The sequence below is a fragment of the Providencia sp. PROV109 genome (genome assembly GCF_033681625.1).
Lineage (GTDB): Bacteria > Pseudomonadota > Gammaproteobacteria > Enterobacterales > Enterobacteriaceae > Providencia > Providencia hangzhouensis.
The window spans coordinates 2,240,903-2,262,857 of sequence record NZ_CP096320.1; the positions used below are offsets into that span (position 1 = coordinate 2,240,903).

Consider the following 21,955-nt stretch of genomic DNA (forward strand, 5'->3'; position numbering starts at 1 on the left):
TGTTCCTTTCTCGTCACTGCACAATGATGCAGCTTTGGGATATATCAATACCCGATTGATTGATGTCTGCAATAAGAGCTATCTTAAGTTAGAAAATAACCAAGGAATATAGCTGTGTTATTTTAGTAAAAAATTATTCTAACTATTTGAATAATTAACTAAAAACATTTAATAAAATTAAATGGAATGGATTTATTCACGTTGAGGAAAACAGATTAACAATATGATACCCGATCACGTCAATATCTTTTGTTTATCGATTTTTGAACGCATTCGTTTAAATTGGCTGGGTGTCATTGTGGTCATTTCTTTGAATTTACGGCAAAAAGCGCTGTGATCAGCGTAGGCACATTTACTGGAAATCTCAGTGATTGAAAAATCATCTTCGAGCAGTTCAATAGCATGTTCAAGCCGCATTTTTTGAATATATTGCTGGGGGGTTATCAAAAAAATAGCTTTAAACTGGCGGTTTAATTGGGAAAGGGAGAGGCCAGATATTTCAGCAAGAGTTGTCATTTTTATAGCAGTATCAAAATGTTCACTAATATGGCGTTCAACACGGCTAAGCTGGTTGTTCAGCTTAGGACTGACAGATTTTACATCTTGTAAATCCACTGAAATTCCTGCAACCCCAATAACCTGGTTACGTGTATTAAAAATAGGAACCTTAGTCGTTAAGCACCATCCCAACAAACCCGCTTTATACAGGTGAAGCTCTAGTTTATTAATGACGCTAATTTTCTTTTCCATCACTAAATAGTCCTGAGAACTATAGCTTTGGCCGAGTTCCGAATGAAAAATATCCTCAGCGCCTTTACCAACGAGATGATTAACACTGTCGATTTTACAACGAGTAGCTAGATTATCATTAGCTAATAAATACTTTGCATTATGGTCTTTTATAAAAAAAGTCACATTAGGCAAGGTATTAATTAGAGGCATGATTAAACCTAAATGATTTAATAAAACGTCAATATTATCAACGGGAAACAGCATGTTTTCCTGACTAATCAATAGCAATTTATTTAGATTGATCATGCTGCGCTCCGAAATATTAAATTAATCTTACTAATTCTGTTAAATATTTTGAGATTGTGCAGAAAACCGCATAAGTTTGTTAGAAAGATATCAAGAGTTGTTAACAAAAATCAAGCATTCTATTAACAATGATAATAAATAGGATGCTAGCTGATGCAATCTCAATATACCAAAATTAAAATTGAAGTTATCGATTCCCATACCGCAGGCGAGCCAACTCGGCTAGTCATTGATGGATTCCCTGATTTAGGGCAACAAAGCATGGCATCGAGATTGGAGCAATTACGCAAGCAACATGATGTATGGCGTAAAACCACCATTTTAGAGCCACGTGGCAATGACATTCTTGTTGGCGCATTACTCTGCAAACCACAAAACCCAGCGGCAACAGCAGGTGTGATTTTTTTTAACAATCAAGGTTATCTGGGAATGTGTGGCCACGGCACTATCGGTTTAGTGGCCTCGTTGCATTTTCTCGGTCATATCACTTATGGCAAACATCTTATTGAAACTCCGGTAGGAGATGTGACGGCGCAACTACACCAAGATGGTAGCGTGAGCATTCAGAATGTTTATTCATATCGTTATCGCAAAGCGGTACAAGTTAATGTTCCAGACCTCGGCCCCATTACTGGGGATATTGCTTGGGGCGGAAATTGGTTTTTTCTTGTTGAACAGTCACCAGTCGCCATTGATTACCAAAATATTAAATTACTGACAGAAGTCAGCTTAAAGATTAAACAAGCCTTAGCTGATCAAGGTATCTACGGTAAAGATGACCAAGAAATTGACCATATCGAATTATTCGGTTCACACCCCAATGCTAATAGCCAAAGTTTTGTTTTGTGCCCTGGTGGCGCTTATGACCGCTCGCCTTGTGGAACAGGGACTAGCGCCAAACTTGCCTGCTTAGCGGCAGATAAAAAGCTGGCAGCTGGTGAAATTTGGCATCAAGCCAGTGTTATTGGTAGCCAATTTCAAGCCAGTTTTCAGCAGGCAGATGAAAACGGCATTATTCCTACTATTCGCGGACATGCCTATATCAGTGGGAAAAATACCTTATTGATAGATGAACAAGACCCATTTCGGTTTGGAATTTCGGTGGCATAGGGGAATGAAATGGAACGCAAATATCCAGTGATTGTAGTGGGTGGCGGTATTATTGGCCTGAGTATTGCGCTGACAGTTCAAGCTAATGGGTCAAACGTATTGTTGCTTGATAAACATGAAATTGGCCAAGGCGCCTCATTTGGCAACGCAGGGCATATTGCGACAGAACAAGTTTTTCCGATTGCTGACCCGAGTGTCTTAAAATCACTTCCAAAAATGCTACTTGACCCATTAGGGCCTTTGCGCTTGGATTGGCGTTATCTATTACCCTTAACCCCTTGGTTAATAAAATTATTGGGTAATATGCGCCATAAGCCTTTTACTCATATTCATCACACCTTAACGACATTAAATAGTGCCGCTTTTGATTCATGGCAAGCATTTATTCAAAAATGGCAATTAAGTGACCTTGTCAAAATGAAGGGGTCACTGTTGGTGGCTGAGAAAAAAGAAACTCTCGATAAATTAAGTCAGCACAGTGAGTACCTACAAAGTATTGGTGTGACAAATCAATTGATTGGTCAAGATGCGCTACTCACACGCGAACCTGCTTTATCTGAAAGCCAAATTGGGGGCATTTTTTATCCAGATACAGGCCATGTTGTGGATTTATGTGCATTACACCAAAAGTTGACCGAGGCGTTTTTACAAGCGGGTGGGCAAGTATTAACCCACTGTGAAGTAACAGAAATTATATCAACATCGAATCAACAAGCAGTATTGACAACGACCCAAGGGCAGTTCACAGGACAAAAAATTGTTATTGCAGGTGGCGCATTCTCTAAATCATTAGTCAAAATGGTCAGCCGCATCAAAGTGCCACTTGAAACAGAGCGTGGTTATCACTTGATGTTGCCGAATGAATTAGGCCGTTTATCAATACCAGTATCAAGTATGGATAGGCGTTTTATTATGACGCCAATGTCTCAAGGGTTACGCCTTGCAGGAACCGTGGAATACGCAGGGCTAAAGCGCCCCGCAAATATGCAGCGTGCTCAACATTTTCTTCCGTTAGCACAACCAATGCTCAAAGAAGCATTAAATAGCCAACAATCGACATCATGGATGGGGTTTCGCCCATCCACATCAGACTCATTGCCAGTTTTAGACCACAAAGGCCCCTATATTTTTGCATTTGGTCACCAACACTTGGGGTTAACCCAAGCGGCGATCACCGCAGATATTGTAAATAGTTTTATACATCAGCAGCCGACAAGTATCGACTGTACCCCTTTTTCCATTGAACGATTTCTTTAATTTTGAGGAGAATTCAAATGAATTTCCATGGCATTCTTGTTCCTTTAGTGACCCCGTTTCATGATGATTTAACACTAAATGTCAGTGCACTTGCTGAATTAACTGAAAAACTTATTGAGCAAGGTGTTACCGGTTTAGTAGTTTGTGGAACAACAGGGGAATATTACGCATTAAATGAAGATGAACGTAAAACCGTGTTATCTACCGTTTGCAAGATTGCAAAAGGGCGAGTGACATTAATTGCGGGCATTAACGACTTATCAACCGAGGGGGCAATCGCACGCGCGAAACAAGCTCAAGAGCTCGGTTATGAAGGGTTAATGTTATCGCCTCCGCCGTATAGTCTGCCGGACCAGCAAGGGGTGTATGCCCACTATGAAAAAGTCGCAAAATCAACACCATTACCCATTATTATGTACAATTTTCCCGCTCGGATTGGTATTGAAATCGACATTGAAACGGTCATTAAGTTAGCTGAAATTGACAATATTGTCGCCATCAAAGAAAGCAGCGGTAGCTTTAGCCGAGCATTGCATCTATTACAAACACCATTCAAAAATTTCGAGGTTATTTGTGGCTGTGATGACCAACCTGTGGATTTCTTCTTTTGGGGTTCGAAAAGTTGGATAGCGGGGGCGGGGAACGTATTCCCAGCAGAGCAAGTTGCTATTTTTAATGCAGCACAGGCAGGTGACTGGCAACAAGCGAAGCAAATTATGACTGAAATCTATCCTGCAATTTACTCAATGGAGTCAGGGAACTATAACCAAAAAGCTAAGGCGGGTTGCTTGAATGGAACGTTCAATGTTGGCCCGGTTCGTTTGCCTCTGTCAAATCTAGCGTCTCAAGAACGCGATGAATTCATTAAATTAATTAAACGCTAGGGGGAAATATGACCATGACCCAACAGCAGGTGTTTGAACGTGCAAAACAAGGGAAACTGTGGGCGGGCAATTTAATTGCAGGGCACCCAGAACAGCAAAATAAATTAGAAAACCGTACTCCAATCGATAATAGTGTTATTGGTTTTATTGCTGACGGTGATGCGAACGATATTAATGCCGCGGTACAGGTAGCGCGTAACACATTTAATCAAGGTGAATGGCGCGGATTATCGCCTCAAGAACGTAAAGTTATCATGCTTAAATGGACTAATCTCATTGAAAAACACAGTGAAGAACTTGCAGCGCTAGATTGTATTGATGCAGGTAAACCTATCACTGAATGCTTAAATACGGATTTACCCGCAACGATTGACACCTTTTATTGGTATGCCGAAGCGATTGACAAACTGTTTGGTAAAATTGCACCAACAAGCCATCAAGAATTGGGGTTGATAGTGCATGAGCCTATTGGCGTGGTTGGTGCAGTGTTGCCGTGGAATTTCCCTGCTCAGATGTTTGCATGGAAAGTGGCACCTGCTCTCGCGGTAGGCAACTCGGTGATTGTGAAACCTGCTGAATTAACCTCATTAAGTGCTTATCGTATGGTGGAACTGGCCTATGAGGCAGGGGTCCCTAAAGGCGCATTAAGTTTAGTTTGTGGGTTAGGTGAAAAAGTCGGGGAAGCTCTTGGCCGCCATCATGATGTGGATGTTGTGTCATTCACCGGTTCAACAGAGGTAGGGCGTTTATTCTTAAAATATTCAGCAGAAAGTAACTTAAAAGAAATTGTACTCGAATGTGGGGGAAAAAGCCCTCAAGTGGTGTTTGAAGATGCCAATATTGAGGCGGCAATTCCGCATATTATGGCGGCTGCCTTTTGGAATATGAGTGAAAACTGTAGCTGTGGTTCTCGCTTAATTGTGCACGAAAGCATCAAAAAAACACTATTAGAGAAACTTGCTGTCGCCGTTAAAGAATGGAAAGTCGGCGACCCAAGGCATGCGGATATTTCAATTGGACCAATGGTCGAACAAGCTCACTTTGAAAAAGTGAAATCATTTTTAGATACCACATTAAAAGAGGGCGGAAAACTCATTGCTGGTGGGAAGGTCCATCATGAATTGGGGGCTGGATGGTATATCGAACCGACAATTTTTGATGAAGTCACTCCTGAAATGTCACTATTTAAGCATGAAGTTTTTGGCCCTATTTTAGCCGTTACGTCTTTTAAAACTGATGATGAAGCGGTTGCTTTGGCCAATAACACTCAATATGGTTTAGCGGCTTCATTTTATAGCCAAAATATTCACCGAGCCATGCAAATTGCACAGCGCATTAACGCAGGTACCGTTTCAGTCAATGGCTTTAGTGAAGGCGATATTACAACGCCGTTTGGTGGCTTTCGTCAATCAGGCTTTGGCGGTAAAGACAACGGGTTAGAGGCATTTGAGCAATACACTCAAACCAAGGTTATCTGGTTTATTCATCAATAAAAACGTTGGCCTGAGTACCTTATTGGACTCAGGTTTTTTTTACCCTGCAAATACAAATAAACAATTACAATAACGAAGGAGTACAAAATGGAAGCCATCGTTAATACAATCGTTGGTTACATCTGGGGTAATGCATTAGTGGTGTTATCGCTAGGTGTTGGGCTCTATTTTACATTAGCGACTCGCGGTGTACAGTTTCGCTATCTCATTAAAATGGTATGTTTGTTAAAGGAAAATAAAGCGTCAAAAGAAGGAATTTCCTCCTTCCAAGCATTCTGTTTAGCATTATCAGGGCGTGTAGGGGTAGGTAATATCGCGGGGGTGGCGACAGCCATTGCCGCAGGCGGCCCCGGTGCAATCTTCTGGATGGTTGTCATGGGGCTATTGGGAGGAGCAAGCGCATTTATCGAATCCACACTTGCTCAAGTATACAAACAGCGCTCTGATGGCCAATACCGCGGAGGCTCCCCTTATTATATCGAGAAAGGGTTAAAACTGAAACCATTTGCCATTATAGTGGCTGCGGTTATTTGCCTATCTTATGGAGTACTGGTTCCGGGTATTCAAGCCAATACCATTGCTGATTCCTTTCAAACTGCATTTAACTTACCCCCAATTGCGACAGGCGGCATTGTGACAGTGCTGATGGCATGGTTAATCTTTGGTGGTGTAAAACGTATTGCGAGTGCAGCAGACAAGATCGTGCCAATTATGGCATTGGCATATATCGTCATGATGGTGATCATCTTGGGTAGCCATTACGAACAAGTGCCGGGTATGTTCAGTTTAATTTTCCGTAGTGCGATGGGAATGGACGCTGTATTCGGTGGTATTGTTGGTACGGCTGTCTCATGGGGTGTGCGCCGTGCCGTTTTTTCCAACGTGGCAGGTGCGGGTGAAGCCACATTTAGTTCTGCGGCGGCCGAGGTAAGCCACCCTGTAAAACAAGGGTTAATTCAAGCGTTTTCTATTTATATCGATACTGTCGTTGTGTGTACAGCATCAGGTTTGATGATCCTTGTCACCAATATGTATAACGTTTTTCCAGATGGTTCGGCGACTGCCTTAGTCGAATATGTTCCCGGGGTTGCCGCGGGGACCGCATGGACACAAATGGCGGTATCAACAGTCTTTACTTCTGCAGGGTCGGGATTTGTCTCAATCGCCGTATTTTTATTCGCTTTCACAACCTTGATGGCCTATTACTATATTGCAGAAACCACGATTGTTTATCTCGATAGAAAATTGCGTTACCCTATTTTGAAATTGATACTTAAGTTTGTATTTCTGATTATTGTTTTTATGGGAAGCGTCCAGTCAGTTAGCTTAATGTGGAGCCTTGGCGATATTGGGTTCGGTAGTATGAGTTACCTTAATCTTATTGCCATAGTCTTCCTGTCAAAACCTGCATTACGAGCACTGCGTGACTTTGAGCGGCAGGAAAAACTAGGCGTTGATCCGGTGTTTGACCCCAAAGTCGCTGGGATAGAAAATGCAGAACTCTGGGAAGATATAAGCCGCGAATATCACGAACAAGGAATTGGTATAGAACCGAAAGAGAAAAAAAATCAAGGGATGGCATATCAAGAAGAAGAGAGGAAAAACTAGAAGAAAAATGGCGGTGAGGGAGGGATTCGAACCCTCGATACGTTGCCGTATACACACTTTCCAGGCGTGCTCCTTCAGCCTCTCGGACACCTCACCGTTTTTCTAAATCTGTTGTGGAGTAGGGAATAAAAACCTGCTCTGCAACGGGGCGCTACTATAGGGAAAATAGCGTCTAACGTCAACTCCCTATTTATCCTTTTTCCGACTTTTGTTGCTGTTTAGCTAAATAAAAAACAATTTGATTATTATCTAATCTTAAATGTTATCAGCTAAGGTAAATAATACGTTTAATGTTAATTTGAAACGGCAAGTCGTGAAGATAAAAAGCGTTAGCTAGTTAACAAAATTCTGATTGAATACAGTGTATCGGCTTGATTAACTTGAAAAGAAATGCCATTCGGCACACTCTGTTAGAAACTAAAGAGGAGTTGCCATGAATATTTTATTTTACCATCCATTTTTTGATTCAAAACAGTGGATTGAGGGCATGAAAGCGCGATTACCCCAAGTGAATATTCGCCAATGGGAAAAAGGGGATAACCAAAGTGCAGATTACGCTATGGTTTGGTTACCGCCTTATGAATGTCTCGCTGGTCGCAGTGATTTAAAAGGTATTTTCGCGTTAGGTGCGGGTGTGGATGCTATTTTAAAGCAAGAACAAGACAAACCTGGGACCTTACCGGCAGGCGTTCCTGTAATGCGTTTGGAAGACACTGGAATGGCGATTCAAATGGAAGAATACGCTTGTGCAAAAGTGTTAAGCTACTTTCGTCGTATGGATGAGTACCGCCAATTACAATCACAGCGACAATGGAAGCAATTACCAGCCTACCAACACGAAGATTTTGTCATTGGTGTTATGGGAGCAGGGGCATTAGGGCAAGCGGTTGCAAAACGCTTAGTCAGCTTTGGTTTTCATGTAAGAACATGGAGTCGCTCTGAAAAACAACTTGATAACGTAAAAAGCTATTTTGGTAATGACCAATTAGCTAGCTTTCTTTCTGGAACCCGTGTGATTATTAATCTTCTGCCAAGCACGCCAGAAACGGTGGGAATTTTAAACCAGCAACTATTTAGCCAATTAGAGCAAGGGGCATATGTTATCAACCTTGCACGTGGTGCTCATCTGATTGAGCAAGATTTGCTTTTAGCGCTTGAATCAGGGCAAGTTGCAGGTGCTGCGCTTGATGTTTTTGCGAGTGAACCGTTATCGCAAATGCACCCGTTCTGGACGCATCCACGCATCGCTATCACGCCCCATGTTGCCGCCTTTACAAAACCGAAAGAAGCTATGGATATGATTGTCAGTAATATCCAGCGCATCGAAGCTGGCCAAGCTCCTATTGGTGTGGTTGATATGCAACGCGGTTATTAGTCACTTCTTTGTTGCGAGTGGTCTTTGTGAACACTCGCAATCATCACCCCTAATATCTTTCCTATTTTTTCGATATACTGAAAGTAACTGCTTCGGTCACGAGGTGTGACTACTGAATCTGAAAAATAGGATAATATATGAACGAATTTTCAATCGTCTGCCGTATTTTGGGGACACTATTTCAACGTAGTCCCTCTGATAGCCTCGTAAAGCCGCTTATTGATATGATTGCTCAAGATAAATTAAAAGCATCATGGCCATTGGAGCAAGATGAATTATGGTCGCGCATGGCAAAAGATCTCGATATCAATGCGGTTAATGCGGATTACCAAGCCCTGTTTGTAGGTGAATCCCCAGCAGTTTCAATGCTAGCGAATGATTACGATTCTGAAATTACAGAAGCAGAAGTTCGCGAATTTTTAACTGTGAGAGGAATGTCCCTGACGAATGCACCTGCGGATGCTTTTGGTGCGTTACTACTCGCGGCTTCTTGGTTGGAAGACCAAGCGGCAGAAGATGAAACAGCCGCCCAAGAAGAATTATTTGATAGCTATATTCTTAGCTGGTATGGCAGCTTTCTAGGTAAAGTTGAAGCGCATGCTACAACCACGTTTTATCGTACTTTAGCCCAAATTACGCGTGATGCAGTTATTGCTCTGCGTGATGAGCTTGACTCAGAAACCGAATAGCTGTGACGCCGTCACTTTTTTATGATGATGTTACTTATGTTTTAGTCAGCGGTATTGATTAATAATTTTGTTTGAAGATTGAATAAGCTAGAAAGGCAACAGATTTTTTGTTGCCTTTCATGCTTTTATCAATCGAAATAATTTATGGTTAAAATTAATCAACTAATGGAATGACAAATTTGCCCGGTTTGATTTCAAGCCCTTTAGCCAATTTCTTTGCGGTTGCTTCAGCAGCACCATTATCTGGATTTAACACATAAACAGGCTGAGTTTCAAAGAAAGTTTCAAGGGAACTATTTAAGTAAGGAATAACAGCTGACATAGCCGTATCCATATTTTCGGGTGTTACCTTGTAACTGCTAATATTTAACTCTTTTAAGTAAATTGAGCCGGTTTTGGCGTCAAAATAAGGACGAGCAGTGAGGGTCAGGTTAATTTGTGCTTCTGCTTTACCAATCAGCGAGTCTAATTTAACGGTTGCATCCCCTGTCAACGCGACTTTTCCAGGTTCACTGCGGCCGATTTCTGATTTTAAATTAGCGAGTTGAATATCCGCATCAGCAAAGCCAGTAATGCCGACCTTGTGGTCATATTTTACTTTATTAGCAAGATAATCATTAATTTGTGATTCACTAATACTAAACTCAGATAATTGACTACAACCCGATAAGAGAGTGAGAAAGCCCACCATAGCGGCGATTATAAACTTCTTCATAAAGACTCCTTTTACAGTAATACCGCTAGTTTAGCGCATTACTGCCCACTCAACATGACTGTTTCAATTTTTTTACGGTTAAATTGCTTATGCAGTGCCCATAAAGTGATAAAACCGATGATCCCTAATAAGAACCAAGGTAATTGTGGCATATTCCATTGGTGGCCAATATCGTACATCCAGCCGCCACCGGTGTAACCGACAGCTCCGCCTAAAGCAAGGCCTAAGCGGCTAAAGCCCATATAGCTCCCTCTGGCTCTTGGGTCAGCAAGTGATGCGCTTAGTGTTTCTCTAGCGGGGTCGGCAGTCACAGTACCTAAATAAAATAGGCAAATAAGGGCAAATAGCGTGTTGAGTGAGGTTGTCATACCAATTGGAAACATGCTGAGACTCATTAAAAATAGCCCGGCCATGAGCCGTTGCTCAAGGCGAAAATGTTTTTCGCTCCAACGAGCAATAGGGTAAAGCAATGTTAAGGATATCGCTGCTTCAATCGCATACATCCATTTGACGGCAGTTGGCGTCCCTGCTAACTCATTGACAACAATAGGAAACATAAGCATCACTTGTACTGACAACATAAAATAGCCAGCTAAAGTGACTACATAAGTCACAAAGCGTTTGTCTTTTAGTACGCGGCCCATACCTTCTTTAATAGGGGTTCTGATGGTTGATATTCGATAAGCAGGTAACAACCAAGCATTACAGATAGCAGCAATAATAAAAACAGCAGCGCCAACCCAGCAGACATAATGGAAGTCATATTGTAATAACCAACTACCAATCAGCGCCCCAATAACGGCTCCAGCACTGTCTTGCATTAAGAGTAAAGAATAAAAACGGCCGCGTTCATAAGGGCGAGTTAATTTAATAACTAATGCGGTTCGTGGGGGATCAAACAAGGTTCCACCCAGTGCAGAAAGGACGCAAGATAACCATAAAACCCAAGGGTCATGGGCCACTGCCATCACTGCAAAACCACTGGCACGTAATAGCATTCCAATAACAATCATGGGTTTCGCACCAAACCGGTCAGCGATAGCACCGCCAAAGATACCTAAACCCTGTTGAACAAACTGACGAAGCCCTAAGGCAAAACCCACCACCACGGCGGCCCAACCCAGTTGATCAACAAAACGAATAGAAATAAGCGGAAAAACAACAAAAAAGCCGAGGACAACCAACATGTTGTCAAGCAAAAGGAAATACTTACCAAGGCTTCTTGCCCGTGACACCTGCGCCATGAGACACCATCAGAAAAATAGCAAAGAGGGAATGATGCTTAAAATTAGTTATTAATAATATCAGTATATTGAGGTTTGATAGATGATATTTTTTTATCGATAAATATTCGTCATACTTCACTCTGTGACGGTGTTGACTGCGTTCGGCTCCTTGGGTCACATACTTGAGTATGCTCCCCAAGCTATCCTCTCTGGTCGCCTAGTCACAGAGCGAATTATTTAGAATATTGATAGGGGGCCATACTTCACTTTGTGACGATGTTGACTGCGTTCGGCTCCTTGGGTCACATACTAGTGTATGCTCCCCAAGCTATCCTCCTGGTCGCCTAGTCACAGAGCGAATTATTTAGAATATTGATAGGGGGCCATACTTCACTTTGTGACGATGTTGACTGCGTTCGGCTCCTTGGGTCACATACTTGAGTATGCTCCCCAAGCTATCCTCCTGGTCGCCTAGTCACAGAGCGAATTATTTAGAATATTGATAGGGGGCCATACTTCACTCTGTGACGGTGTTGACTGCGTTCGGCTCCTTGGGTCACATACTAGTGTATGCTCCCCAATCTATCCTCTCTGGTCGCCTAGTCACAGAGCGAATTATTTAGAATATTGATAGGGGGCCATACTTCACTCTGTGACGGTGTTGATTGCGTTCGGCTATTTGGGTCACATACTTGAGTATGCTCCCCAAGCTATCCTCTCTGGTCGCCTAGTCACAGAGCGAATTATTTAGAATATTGATAGGGGGCCATACTTCACTTTTTGACGGTGTTGACTGCGTTCGGCTCCTTGGGTCACATACTTGAGTATGCTTCACAATGAAGGCATCTAGTGATGTATTCATATTTTAATTTACGTAACATATTTTTCGTGAATGAATTGTAAGCTACACTTTAACGTTCTAAGTTATTGGCTTGGAACTAAAGAAAATATCTGGCTTTTTATTAATTAAGGGTTAACGATGTTTGGTTATCGTTCAAATGTACCGAAAGTGCGTCTTGTCACTGATAGAATGGTTATTCGTTTGACTTACGAACGTGATAATTATCGACTAGCTGATTATTACAGTCTGAATAAAGACTTTTTAATTCCGTGGGAACCCATCAGGGACAACTCTCATTACCAGCCCGCTGGCTGGCATAATCGGTTACAAGTCATGAATGAAATGCATCGAGAAGGAAGTGCTTTCCATTTCTTACTATTAGATAAAGAAGAAAACGAAGTTATGGGGGTAGCGAACTTTAGTAATGTATTGCGCGGCTCATTTTATGCCTGTTACTTAGGCTATTCACTAGGTGAAAAATGGCAAGGACAAGGTCTAATGTATGAAGCGCTAACCCAAGCGATTCGTTATATGCAACAACACCAAAAAATGCACCGAATTATGGCAAATTATATGCCTCATAATATGCGTAGTGGTCATTTATTGACTAAGCTTGGCTTTGAACGTGAAGGCTATGCAAAGCAATACTTACAAATTAATGGTGAGTGGCGTGACCATGTATTGACGGCATTGACAGATAACACTTGGGCGCTGAATAAAGCCTAAATTCCTAATTTACTTTTCAATCGTAGTCAGTTGCAGCGCTCGCTGTTAAACTGATGCGATTGTATTCTTTTAGTCTATCAATCATGAATTTATTAAAATCGTTGGCGGCAGTAAGCTCCATGACCATGATGTCTCGTGTGCTTGGGTTTATTCGCGACGCCATTATCGCTCGAGTTTTTGGTGCAGGAGCCGCGGCGGACGCCTTTTTTGTCGCATTTAAGCTACCGAATCTTTTACGTCGAATTTTTGCCGAAGGTGCATTTTCACAAGCTTTTGTCCCAATACTGGCGGAATACAAAAATCAGCAGGGAGAAGAGGCCACTCGTACATTCGTCGCTTATATTGCTGGGATGCTAACCCTTGCTTTGGCGATTGTAACTATCCTTGGTATGATTGCTGCCCCTTGGATCATTTATGTCACCGCGCCTGGATTTACTGACGATGCTGACAAATTTGCGCTGACGACAGATCTTTTACGAGTCACATTCCCTTATATTTTTCTGATCTCTCTGGCCTCTCTCGCTGGGGCTATCCTGAATACTTGGAACCGTTTCTCAGTCCCTGCATTCGCGCCAACATTGCTCAATGTCAGTATGATCATTTTTGCTGCTTTTGCAGCCCCATACTTTAACCCACCCATAATGTCATTAGCATGGGCAGTGCTGGTTGGCGGTGTTTTGCAACTGGTCTATCAGCTACCACACCTTAAAAAGGTGGGCATGTTAGTGCTACCGCGCTTATCATTTCGTGATAGTGGGGTTTGGCGTGTAATGAAAATGATGGGTCCCGCTATTATCGGGGTTTCTGTCGCGCAAATTTCTTTGATTATCAATACGATATTTGCCTCTTTTTTACAATCTGGTTCAGTATCATGGATGTACTACGCCGATAGGCTAATGGAGTTACCATCAGGGGTACTTGGAGTAGCTCTTGGAACGATTTTATTGCCATCACTTGCGAAAAGCTTTACGAGTGGCAACCAAAACGAATATCGTCACTTGATGGATTGGGGGTTACGCCTTTGTCTGCTACTGGCACTACCTTGTGCGTTAGGGTTGGCGATACTCTCTGAAGCATTAACCGTATCTTTATTCCAATACGGTAATTTTACGGCGCATGACTCACTTATGACACAATATGCCTTAATTGCCTATTGTGTCGGGTTAACTGGGATGATTTTGGTGAAAATTTTGGCACCAGGTTTTTATTCACGCCAAGATATTCGTACCCCAGTGAAAATTGCGATTGTCACGTTAATCTTAACGCAACTGATGAATTTAGCCTTTATTGGGCCATTACAACATGCAGGTTTAGCTTTATCCATTGGGTTAGCTGCCTGTTTTAATGCGGGAGTTCTCTATTGGCAATTGCGCAAGCAAGATATTTTTCAGCCTTTAGCGGGCTGGAAAGGGTTTATCGTTAAACTATTGATAGCGTTAATTGTAATGGGTGCCGTGCTATTTGGTGTCTTACATTTTATGCCGTCTTGGCAAGAAGGTAATATGCTGATGCGTATGCTACGTTTGATAGGCGTCGTGATTGTTGGCGCGGGGAGTTATTTCGTTGCTTTATACGTGCTTGGGTTCCGCCCTCGTGATTTTATGAAACGCAGTATTGCCTAATTAATAAGTATGTCAATGACCTTAAAAGCCCAATTTTAATGAGGAGAGCTCATAAAATTGGGCTTTTTTATCTCTGTAATCTACGTAGTTAAGGTGCCAACAGGCATAAATTCTTTCCCTTCAATTTCTAATTATCTACTCAAATTTATTCTCTTTATAACTGAATTATTAATTTCAAAATTATTTCATGAATTTTCAATTAATTGTTTTTATTGATAAAAATAATATCCAGCTCTATTTCTGGGGTATATTTACTGGGTTGTTGTGACAGCAATTAATTTCAGGGGAGTATTCAATTTATTGAATATTATTTGTTGACTGATGTCAACGGAATGGCTATGTTATGTATCAAGGAGGTCGATGAAAAAACACCCAAATAAGCATGTTCAGGCAGCTATTGAATATGCGATAGAAAATGGCTGGGTCTGGGTTACAGCAGGAAACTCATCACATACTTTTTGCAAGTTACGCTGTGGTAACGCAGTGGGTGAACACAAAACACATGTGATGAGTGTCTGGTCAACGCCAAAAGTTATGGAAGTGCATGCTAAACAGATAATACGTAAAGTGAATCACTGCATTGCTCTTTTAGGTTAATCCAAGCGGCTTAGGCCGCTTATTTATGTAAGATGGGGAAATTATGGCGCTATTTACTTTCACATTAACACTATCGGGTGTGACTGCTGATACGGAAGGCTTAGTTGATACCTTATTCGCCGCAGGCTGTTGCGATGCATTGGTGTGCTTTTATGGTAAATCGGTTTATTTAGAATTTGATAGGGAAGCGGAATCTTTTGATCTTGCAATTGAAACTGCGATTACAGATGTTGAAAGTACATCGCTGAATATAAAAGTGGAATCTATTGATTCCGCTTTGGTTGGGTTAAGTGATATTGCAGAATTGACAGGGCTAACCCGTCAAGCAGTGGCTTTGCTGAAAGATGGGGCTCGAGGTAAAGGCCATTTCCCTACACCCGTACAACGTTTGAGAGGGACATCCCCGTTATGGGACTGGGCGAGTGTTGCTGATTGGCTACAACAGAATAACCGATTGTCGAATAACCCTGAACTTTATGAACAAGCAAAAATACTTTGTAAATGGAACTTAGTACTCCGTAATTGCGCAAATGAATATATCGATGAATTACAAAAACGAACAACAAAGTTAGCGAAACAGCGCAAACAAAAACGGCTCACCAAAGTGAACCGTTAATAGACTATTTATTGATTTGAATTACATTCTTTCAACGGTTTCAATACCCAGAGTATCTAAGCCCGTTTTTAGAGTTTTTTGAGTTAATGCAGCCAATTTCAAGCGGCTTTGGCGCTGGGCTTCGTCATCGGCTGACAAGATAGGGCAGTGCTCATAAAAGCCTGAGAATAAACCAGCTAGTTCATATAAATAAGCACACATCACATGAGGTGTACCATCACGAGCGACAGTTAGAATGGTTTCTTCAAACTGTAACAAACGTGTCGCAAGCGCAATTTCACGTGGGTCTTGTAATGAAATAGGCAGAGTTAAGTCTGCATGGGTTAAATTGGCTTTCTTGAAAATAGAAGCCACTCGAGTATACGCATACTGCATATACGGCGCGGTATTTCCTTCAAAAGCTAACATGTTGTCCCAATCGAAAATATAATCTGTCGTTCTGTTTTTGGACAAGTCAGCGTATTTAACGGCGCCAATACCGACAACATTTGCGACATTGAGCAATTCATCTTCAGGCATATCTGGGTTTTTCTCACGGATCAGCGCTTGAGCACGTTCAACCGCTTCATCCAGTAAGTCTGATAAACGAACGGTACCACCTGTACGAGTCTTAAATGGTTTGCCATCTTTACCTAGCATCATACCGAACATGTGGTGCTCAAGTGCCATTGATTCAGGGATATAACCTGCTTTACGGACGATGGTCCATGCTTGCATTAAATGTTGATGTTGGCGAGAGTCAATATAGTAAAGTGAGCGGTCAGCATGAAGGGTTTCATAACGGTATTTCGCACAGGCAATATCAGTTGTTGTGTACAAGAAGCCACCATCTTTTTTCTGGACGATCACGCCCATTGGTTCGCCTTCTTTATTTTTAAATTCGTCGAGGAAAACAACCGTTGCGCCTTCACTCTCAACAGCTAAACCTTTGGCTTTTAAGTCTGCAACAATACCGGGTAGCATACTGTTATATAAGCTTTCGCCCATCACGTCATCTTCGGTTAAAGTGACATTTAAACGGCGATAGGTTTCTTGGTTTTGCTGCATAGTGATATCCACTAATTTGCGCCACATTTGACGACAATATTCATCACCGGATTGCAGTTTCACAACGTAGCCACGAGCGCGGACTGCGAATTCTTCATCTTCGTCGTAGTGTTTTTTGGCTTCGCGATAAAATTCTTCGAGGTCGGCAAGTGCCATATCTGTGGCATCTTCATTTTGAACTTTCTCAAGATAGGCAATTAACATACCAAATTGCGTACCCCAATCACCGACGTGGTTGGCACGGATGACTTTATGACCAATAAATTCTTGAGTACGTGCCGCAGCATCACCAATAATGGTGGAGCGTAAGTGGCCTACGTGCATTTGTTTCGCGACATTAGGCGCAGAATAGTCAATGACAATCGTTTCAGGCTTGACGGGCGCGATGCCTAAGCGCTGGGAAGCCAATGCCTCTTCAACATGCTTTTCAACCCAAGTTGGCTCAAGGAAAATATTAATAAAGCCGGGGCCTGCAATTTCAACTTTGCTGGCAATCCCTTCCAAATCTAAGTGATTAACAAGCTGTTCAGCCAGTTGTCGCGGAGCTATCCCCATCTTTTTAGCAGCGCCCATCACTCCATTGGCTTGGTAATCACCAAACTGAGCTTTAGCGGATTGACGCACAAGTGCATCACTGTCTTCTGGAGCACCCGCTGCTAACATCGCAGCACTAATTTTATCTGAAAGAATCGCCTGAATATTCACCGAATTACCTTAAATTACGAACATAGTTACCGCATTGTGCCATCACATGCGCATAACTAAAAGGTGGAAGAGAAAAATCGGCAGCTTTTATACCACATTTTGGGGCTCTCATGCTACAGTCTGCGCCACTGTTTAGCAGATAAGTTTTTGTAAAGGGGGCGTTAAGTGCCACAGTTTAGCAAAATTTCGCAATTACAAGATTTATGGGATGACCTACCTATATTCATAGGTAAATTACAACAGATGGCGCAAGAGATAAACGTATTATTGTCATCCTTTCCGATTGACCATATTTCAGTGCGTTGTCATCATATTGCAACTGCAGAACGTTGGCACCAAGGGTTAATGCAATGTGCCCAACTTTTATCTGATAATATAATTAATGGCCGACCGATTCGTTTATATGAGCTAAGTGAGCCATTAAATATCGCGGGTCAAGATGTATTTATCATTGAGTTGCCTTTTCCAAAGGACAAAATTTACTCGAAAGAAAGTTGGGAACATATCGAAATGGTAATAGATGTTGAGCCGAATCAGCTAGAAACCGCGGCATTGCAGTTGTTACCTGAACCTTTACCCCAAGGGTATAGCATTAAAATGAGCCAACCCAAAGGGCAGCAAGAAAGGTTGCCAAATCCAACATTAGCAGTGTCAAATGGTGAGATAACAGTTAAATACCATCCATTCCCGCTAAAAAAGATAATTGAAAGTGAAAAATAAGTGATGTAATTAACGTTATTGATCAATAGTACCCGTTAACTTTTGGCGGTGTGATATCTATCCGATAACATTTTTTGATAAATGGCATTATTAGGCGAATTGTTAACGTTTAACATTAAATCTTTCATTATTTTTTGGGCACATAAAGCCAGTGTTTTATTGCTCTATTTCGGAGGTTATCATGGCAAAACTGGAAATCTGTTGTTTCGGAATTGAATGTGCCCAAGTGGCTCAAGAATATGGTGCAGATCGTATCGAACTGTGCTCTGGCGCCGCTGATGGTGGTCTGACACCCAGTTATGGTTACCTGAAATTAGCGAAAGAGAAACTACATATTCCAGTTCATCCTATTATTCGTCCTCGTGGTGGCGATTTTTGCTATAACATCAGTGAGTTTGATGTGATCCGTGAAGATTTAATCATGATTAAGGAAATGGGCTTTTCAGGTGCCGTTATCGGTATATTAGATAGCGAAGGGCGTATTGATATCAATAGGATGCAAACGTTGATGGAAATAGCACAAGGAATGAATATTACTTTCCATCGTGCATTTGATATGTGTATTAACCCATCGTTAGCTTTAGAACAATTAAAGGAACTCGGCGTGGCTCGCATTTTAACTTCTGGGCAGCAACAAAGCGCGGAGTTGGGCTTACCTCTCTTGAAAGAGTTACATGAAAAAAGCCAGCAAATCAATGGCCCACAAATTATGGCGGGTGCGGGCGTACGTTTAGCTAACCTCAGTAAATTCATGGAAATCGGTTTATCTGAGGTACACAGCTCTGCTGGGAAAACGGTACCATCAACCATGAGTTACCGCAAAGTAGGCGTTACAATGGCTTCTAATAGCGAAACCGATGAATTTACTCACTATTGTGTGGACGGCCCTACAGTAGAAGCGATGAAGGACTTTATTTCTATTACAGAAAAAGTTTCCGTTTAATTGCCGCTAGCCATAATACGCAGCTTTACTATTTACCTGCACGGCTTTGATATGGAAATTTTAAATAGATTGTTATTCACTAAGGAAAATCAATTAGTTGGTTTTTCTTAGTGTTTATTAGCTACCATGCAGTTAATTATTGCTAAAATAGTCGATAGAAATACTAATAATATGATTTATTTATCATTAATAGCTTAATTATTGCTTGTGTTGATGCATGTCAATTAACCACTTTTTTTATAAGGCTACTATCTAATTACTATAAGAATACTAAGTAATTCAATTTATAATAATTAATAAGGTAGCAATGTAATGATCAATAAAATCAGGGAAACAGCGCTGAGTAGGCGACAGTTTATTCAAACTTCTGCCTCTATCGCTACAACAACGGCTATCGCCAGCTCTATCTCTCTACCTTTTTCCGCTCAAGCAACACCAACCATCACAATTCAACCAGATGAAGTCAGTGAAAAAATCAAATACAGCGCATGCTTAGTTAATTGTGGCAGTCGTTGCCCACTTAAAGTACATGTGAAAGATGACGTCATTACTCGTATATCGAATGAAACCATGTATGACGACACTCAGTTTGGTTTACATCAAATACGTCCTTGTTTGAGAGGGCGCTCTGTTCGCTGGAAAACCTATAACCCAGACCGCTTGAAATACCCATTATTACGTACAGGTAAACGGGGAGAAGGCAAGTTTAAACGGATCAGTTGGGATGAAGCGACGACGATAGTGGCACAAAAATTGCGCTCAACTATTGATACATATGGCAATGAAGCGATTTACTATCAGTATGGTTCAGGATCTACCGGTGCTAATTTACAAGGACGTAATGCTTGCAAGCGGTTATTAAGCCAATTAGGTGGGTTTCTTGACCAACATGGAACCTACTCAACCGCACAAATAAACGGTGTTATTCCGTATGTTTATGGCAAGTTGGATGATTCGCTGTTATCTGAAATAGCCAATAGCGATTTAGTCGTCATGTTTGGCCATAATATCGCGGAAACACGGATGTCCGGTGGTGGGCAATTCTACGAAACCTTAAAAGCGTTGGAAAAAAGCCAAGCTAAAGTCATTATTATTGACCCACGTCGTACTGATAGCGTGACAACACTAGGTGCTGAATGGATCCCGATTTATCCGGGCACTGACGGTGCGCTTGTCGCTGCGATTATCCATACATTAATTAAAGAACAATTAACGGATGAAGCCTTTTTAGCTCAATACTGTGTGGGTTGGGATAGTCAGACACTCCCTGAGTCCGCACCAAAAAATGGTTCCTATAAGGATTATATTTTAGGGCTCGGTGATGATGGTATTGAAAAAACGCCGCAGTGGGCTAGCCAAATTACAGGCGTCTCACCAGCTCGTATTATTCAACTGGCTCGTGAGCTGGGTAATGCAAAAGCCGCGTGGATTTCTCAAGGTTGGGGGTTACAAAGAACGGCATCAGGTGAACAAGCTGCACGGGCTGTGATGATGTTACCCATTGTTACGGGACATATTGGACGCCCAGGAACGAATGCTGGGGGATGGGGAGGAAACGTAGCGTATTCTGTGCCAGGTTTTGCTATTCCTAACCCAGTTAAAACCAAAATTCCGTGTTTTATGTGGACAGATGCGATAGCGCGCGGTACCGAAATGACCGCGACAAACTCGACACTGCTCGGTAAAGAACGACTTGAAACCAATGTGAAATTTTTATGGCACTATGCGAGTAATGTCACGGGTAACCAACATTCTGACTTAAATAAAACCCACAAAATTCTAACGGATGAGTCCCTATGTGAATTTATTTTGGTTTGGGATACGCATATGACGCCATCGACTAAATATGCGGATTTAATTTTACCTGATGTGACCAGTGTTGAATCGAATGATTTAATTAATAACTCGTATGCCAGTGGTGCTTACCATTATGCTATCCGCCTACAAAATGCGATTACGCCATTATGGGAATGTCGCCAATCTTATGATGTTTTAACTGATATCGCTGAAAAACTGGGTATTAAAGACCAATTTACCGAAGGCCGTACACATGAGCAGTGGATAGAACATTGCTATAACTTGATGCGAGAAAAAAATCCACATTTGCCAACGTTCGAAGAAACGAATGACATGGGAATTGTTGATAGAAAATTGGCGAATAGTGCAGATTATATTGCTTTAAAACCATTCAGAGATTCACCTGAAACCTCACCATTACCAACACCATCGGGTAAAATTGAAATTTATTCAGAAAGGCTCGCTAAGATAGCGAAAGAGTGGGATTACCCTGCTGACCAGCGAATACCTGCTGTGCCTGAATATTGTGTAAATACTGAAGGCGTTGAAAATAAGCAAGCTAAACAAAAATACCCGCTGCAAATGACTGGCTATCACGATAAAGGCCATGCGCATTCTTCATATTTTAATATTGCGATGCTACGCGAAGCCGTTCCGCACCAGTATTGGATTAACCCAATTGATGCGTCTGCTCGTGGTATTCAAGATGGTGATGTGACTGAAATTTTCAATGACCGTGGATGTATGCATATTAAAGCAAAAGTGACAGAACGCGTATTACCCGGTGTGATTGCAGTTCCGCAAGGTGCTTGGCGAGAAGTCAATGAAGAGGGGGTCGATATTGGTGGCTGTATTAATACACTCACCACACAGCAGCCTTCCGCTCTCGTTAAAGGAAATCCGCAACATACTAACTTAGTTGACGTGAAACGTGCATAAGGAGTGA

Annotated in this window: 18 protein-coding genes and 1 tRNA gene; 14 read left to right on the forward strand and 5 right to left on the reverse strand. The window is 41.8% G+C overall.

The window, feature by feature from the left end:
• Nucleotides 1-234 precede the first annotated feature (234 nt).
• The gene (locus M1F25_RS10360; protein WP_096864840.1) at nucleotides 235-1,038 is read right to left on the reverse strand and encodes a helix-turn-helix domain-containing protein; all 804 of its coding nucleotides are present in this window, start codon (nucleotides 1,036-1,038) and stop codon (nucleotides 235-237) included.
• Nucleotides 1,039-1,191: 153 nt separating this feature from the next.
• Between M1F25_RS10360 and M1F25_RS10365 the strand changes: the two genes are divergently transcribed.
• From M1F25_RS10365 to M1F25_RS10385, 5 genes are all read left to right on the forward strand, one after another.
• On the forward strand, nucleotides 1,192-2,148 hold the full coding sequence (locus tag M1F25_RS10365; RefSeq protein WP_181489648.1) for a 4-hydroxyproline epimerase: 957 nt from the start codon (nucleotides 1,192-1,194) through the stop codon (nucleotides 2,146-2,148).
• Between the two features lie 9 nt (nucleotides 2,149-2,157).
• On the forward strand, nucleotides 2,158-3,405 hold the full coding sequence (locus M1F25_RS10370) for an NAD(P)/FAD-dependent oxidoreductase (RefSeq protein ID WP_112307013.1): 1,248 nt from the start codon (nucleotides 2,158-2,160) through the stop codon (nucleotides 3,403-3,405).
• A 17-nt stretch (nucleotides 3,406-3,422) separates the two neighbouring features.
• On the forward strand, nucleotides 3,423-4,289 hold the full coding sequence (gene dapA, locus M1F25_RS10375) for a 4-hydroxy-tetrahydrodipicolinate synthase (protein WP_112307014.1): 867 nt from the start codon (nucleotides 3,423-3,425) through the stop codon (nucleotides 4,287-4,289).
• 8 nt (nucleotides 4,290-4,297) lie between these two features.
• A complete protein-coding gene (locus tag M1F25_RS10380; protein WP_181489649.1) occupies nucleotides 4,298-5,782 on the forward strand; it encodes an aldehyde dehydrogenase in 1,485 nt (494 codons plus the stop codon).
• Between the two features lie 87 nt (nucleotides 5,783-5,869).
• A complete protein-coding gene (locus M1F25_RS10385; protein WP_004255107.1) occupies nucleotides 5,870-7,390 on the forward strand; it encodes an alanine/glycine:cation symporter family protein in 1,521 nt (506 codons plus the stop codon).
• An 8-nt stretch (nucleotides 7,391-7,398) separates the two neighbouring features.
• On the opposite strand, the gene M1F25_RS10390 is transcribed toward M1F25_RS10385, so the two are convergent.
• A tRNA-Ser gene (locus M1F25_RS10390) sits at nucleotides 7,399-7,486 on the reverse strand.
• A gap of 337 nt (nucleotides 7,487-7,823) precedes the next feature.
• Here M1F25_RS10390 and ghrA point away from each other — a divergent pair.
• Together ghrA and M1F25_RS10400 are read left to right on the forward strand one after the other, a co-directional pair.
• Nucleotides 7,824-8,765: a glyoxylate/hydroxypyruvate reductase GhrA gene (gene ghrA, locus M1F25_RS10395; RefSeq protein WP_004255104.1), complete on the forward strand. Its 942-nt coding sequence runs from the start codon at nucleotides 7,824-7,826 to the stop codon at nucleotides 8,763-8,765.
• A gap of 137 nt (nucleotides 8,766-8,902) precedes the next feature.
• The gene (locus tag M1F25_RS10400) at nucleotides 8,903-9,454 is read left to right on the forward strand and encodes a molecular chaperone (protein ID WP_164455698.1); all 552 of its coding nucleotides are present in this window, start codon (nucleotides 8,903-8,905) and stop codon (nucleotides 9,452-9,454) included.
• Nucleotides 9,455-9,608: 154 nt separating this feature from the next.
• Here the strand turns inward: M1F25_RS10400 and M1F25_RS10405 are convergent, their stop codons facing one another.
• Complete coding sequence (locus M1F25_RS10405; RefSeq protein WP_181489650.1) at nucleotides 9,609-10,169, reverse strand: lipoprotein; 561 nt, start codon at nucleotides 10,167-10,169, stop codon at nucleotides 9,609-9,611.
• Between the two features lie 38 nt (nucleotides 10,170-10,207).
• Nucleotides 10,208-11,413 carry a multidrug efflux MFS transporter MdtH gene (gene mdtH, locus M1F25_RS10410; protein ID WP_004255096.1) on the reverse strand — a complete coding sequence of 402 codons (1,206 nt, stop codon included), beginning with the start codon at nucleotides 11,411-11,413 and terminating at the stop codon, nucleotides 10,208-10,210.
• 961 nt (nucleotides 11,414-12,374) lie between these two features.
• On the opposite strand from mdtH, the gene rimJ reads away from it, so the two are divergent.
• The 4 genes from rimJ (at nucleotide 12,375) to M1F25_RS10430 (ending at nucleotide 15,797) form a co-directional block, all read left to right on the forward strand.
• Nucleotides 12,375-12,962, forward strand: coding sequence for a ribosomal protein S5-alanine N-acetyltransferase (gene rimJ / locus M1F25_RS10415; RefSeq protein WP_094962953.1), 588 nt, complete (start codon nucleotides 12,375-12,377; stop codon nucleotides 12,960-12,962).
• Between the two features lie 83 nt (nucleotides 12,963-13,045).
• Nucleotides 13,046-14,584 (forward strand): murein biosynthesis integral membrane protein MurJ, encoded by a 1,539-nt coding sequence (gene murJ / locus M1F25_RS10420; RefSeq protein WP_094962954.1) that lies wholly within the window; start codon nucleotides 13,046-13,048, stop codon nucleotides 14,582-14,584.
• Between the two features lie 360 nt (nucleotides 14,585-14,944).
• Nucleotides 14,945-15,181, forward strand: a complete 237-nt coding sequence (locus tag M1F25_RS10425; protein WP_094962955.1) for a hypothetical protein — start codon at nucleotides 14,945-14,947, stop codon at nucleotides 15,179-15,181.
• Between the two features lie 43 nt (nucleotides 15,182-15,224).
• Nucleotides 15,225-15,797, forward strand: a complete 573-nt coding sequence (locus tag M1F25_RS10430) for a helix-turn-helix transcriptional regulator (RefSeq protein WP_094962956.1) — start codon at nucleotides 15,225-15,227, stop codon at nucleotides 15,795-15,797.
• 21 nt (nucleotides 15,798-15,818) lie between these two features.
• On the opposite strand, the gene argS is transcribed toward M1F25_RS10430, so the two are convergent.
• Nucleotides 15,819-17,549, reverse strand: a complete 1,731-nt coding sequence (argS, locus tag M1F25_RS10435) for an arginine--tRNA ligase (protein WP_094962957.1) — start codon at nucleotides 17,547-17,549, stop codon at nucleotides 15,819-15,821.
• Nucleotides 17,550-17,714: 165 nt separating this feature from the next.
• Between argS and M1F25_RS10440 the strand changes: the two genes are divergently transcribed.
• The 3 genes from M1F25_RS10440 to M1F25_RS10450 all read left to right on the forward strand — a co-directional run bounded on the left by M1F25_RS10440 (nucleotide 17,715) and on the right by M1F25_RS10450 (nucleotide 21,948).
• Nucleotides 17,715-18,269 carry a VOC family protein gene (locus M1F25_RS10440; RefSeq protein WP_094962958.1) on the forward strand — a complete coding sequence of 185 codons (555 nt, stop codon included), beginning with the start codon at nucleotides 17,715-17,717 and terminating at the stop codon, nucleotides 18,267-18,269.
• 181 nt (nucleotides 18,270-18,450) lie between these two features.
• Nucleotides 18,451-19,212, forward strand: a complete 762-nt coding sequence (gene cutC, locus M1F25_RS10445) for a copper homeostasis protein CutC (RefSeq protein ID WP_004255070.1) — start codon at nucleotides 18,451-18,453, stop codon at nucleotides 19,210-19,212.
• Nucleotides 19,213-19,524: 312 nt separating this feature from the next.
• Nucleotides 19,525-21,948 carry a DMSO/selenate family reductase complex A subunit gene (locus M1F25_RS10450; RefSeq protein WP_094962959.1) on the forward strand — a complete coding sequence of 808 codons (2,424 nt, stop codon included), beginning with the start codon at nucleotides 19,525-19,527 and terminating at the stop codon, nucleotides 21,946-21,948.
• The last annotated feature ends 7 nt before the right edge of the window (nucleotides 21,949-21,955 follow it).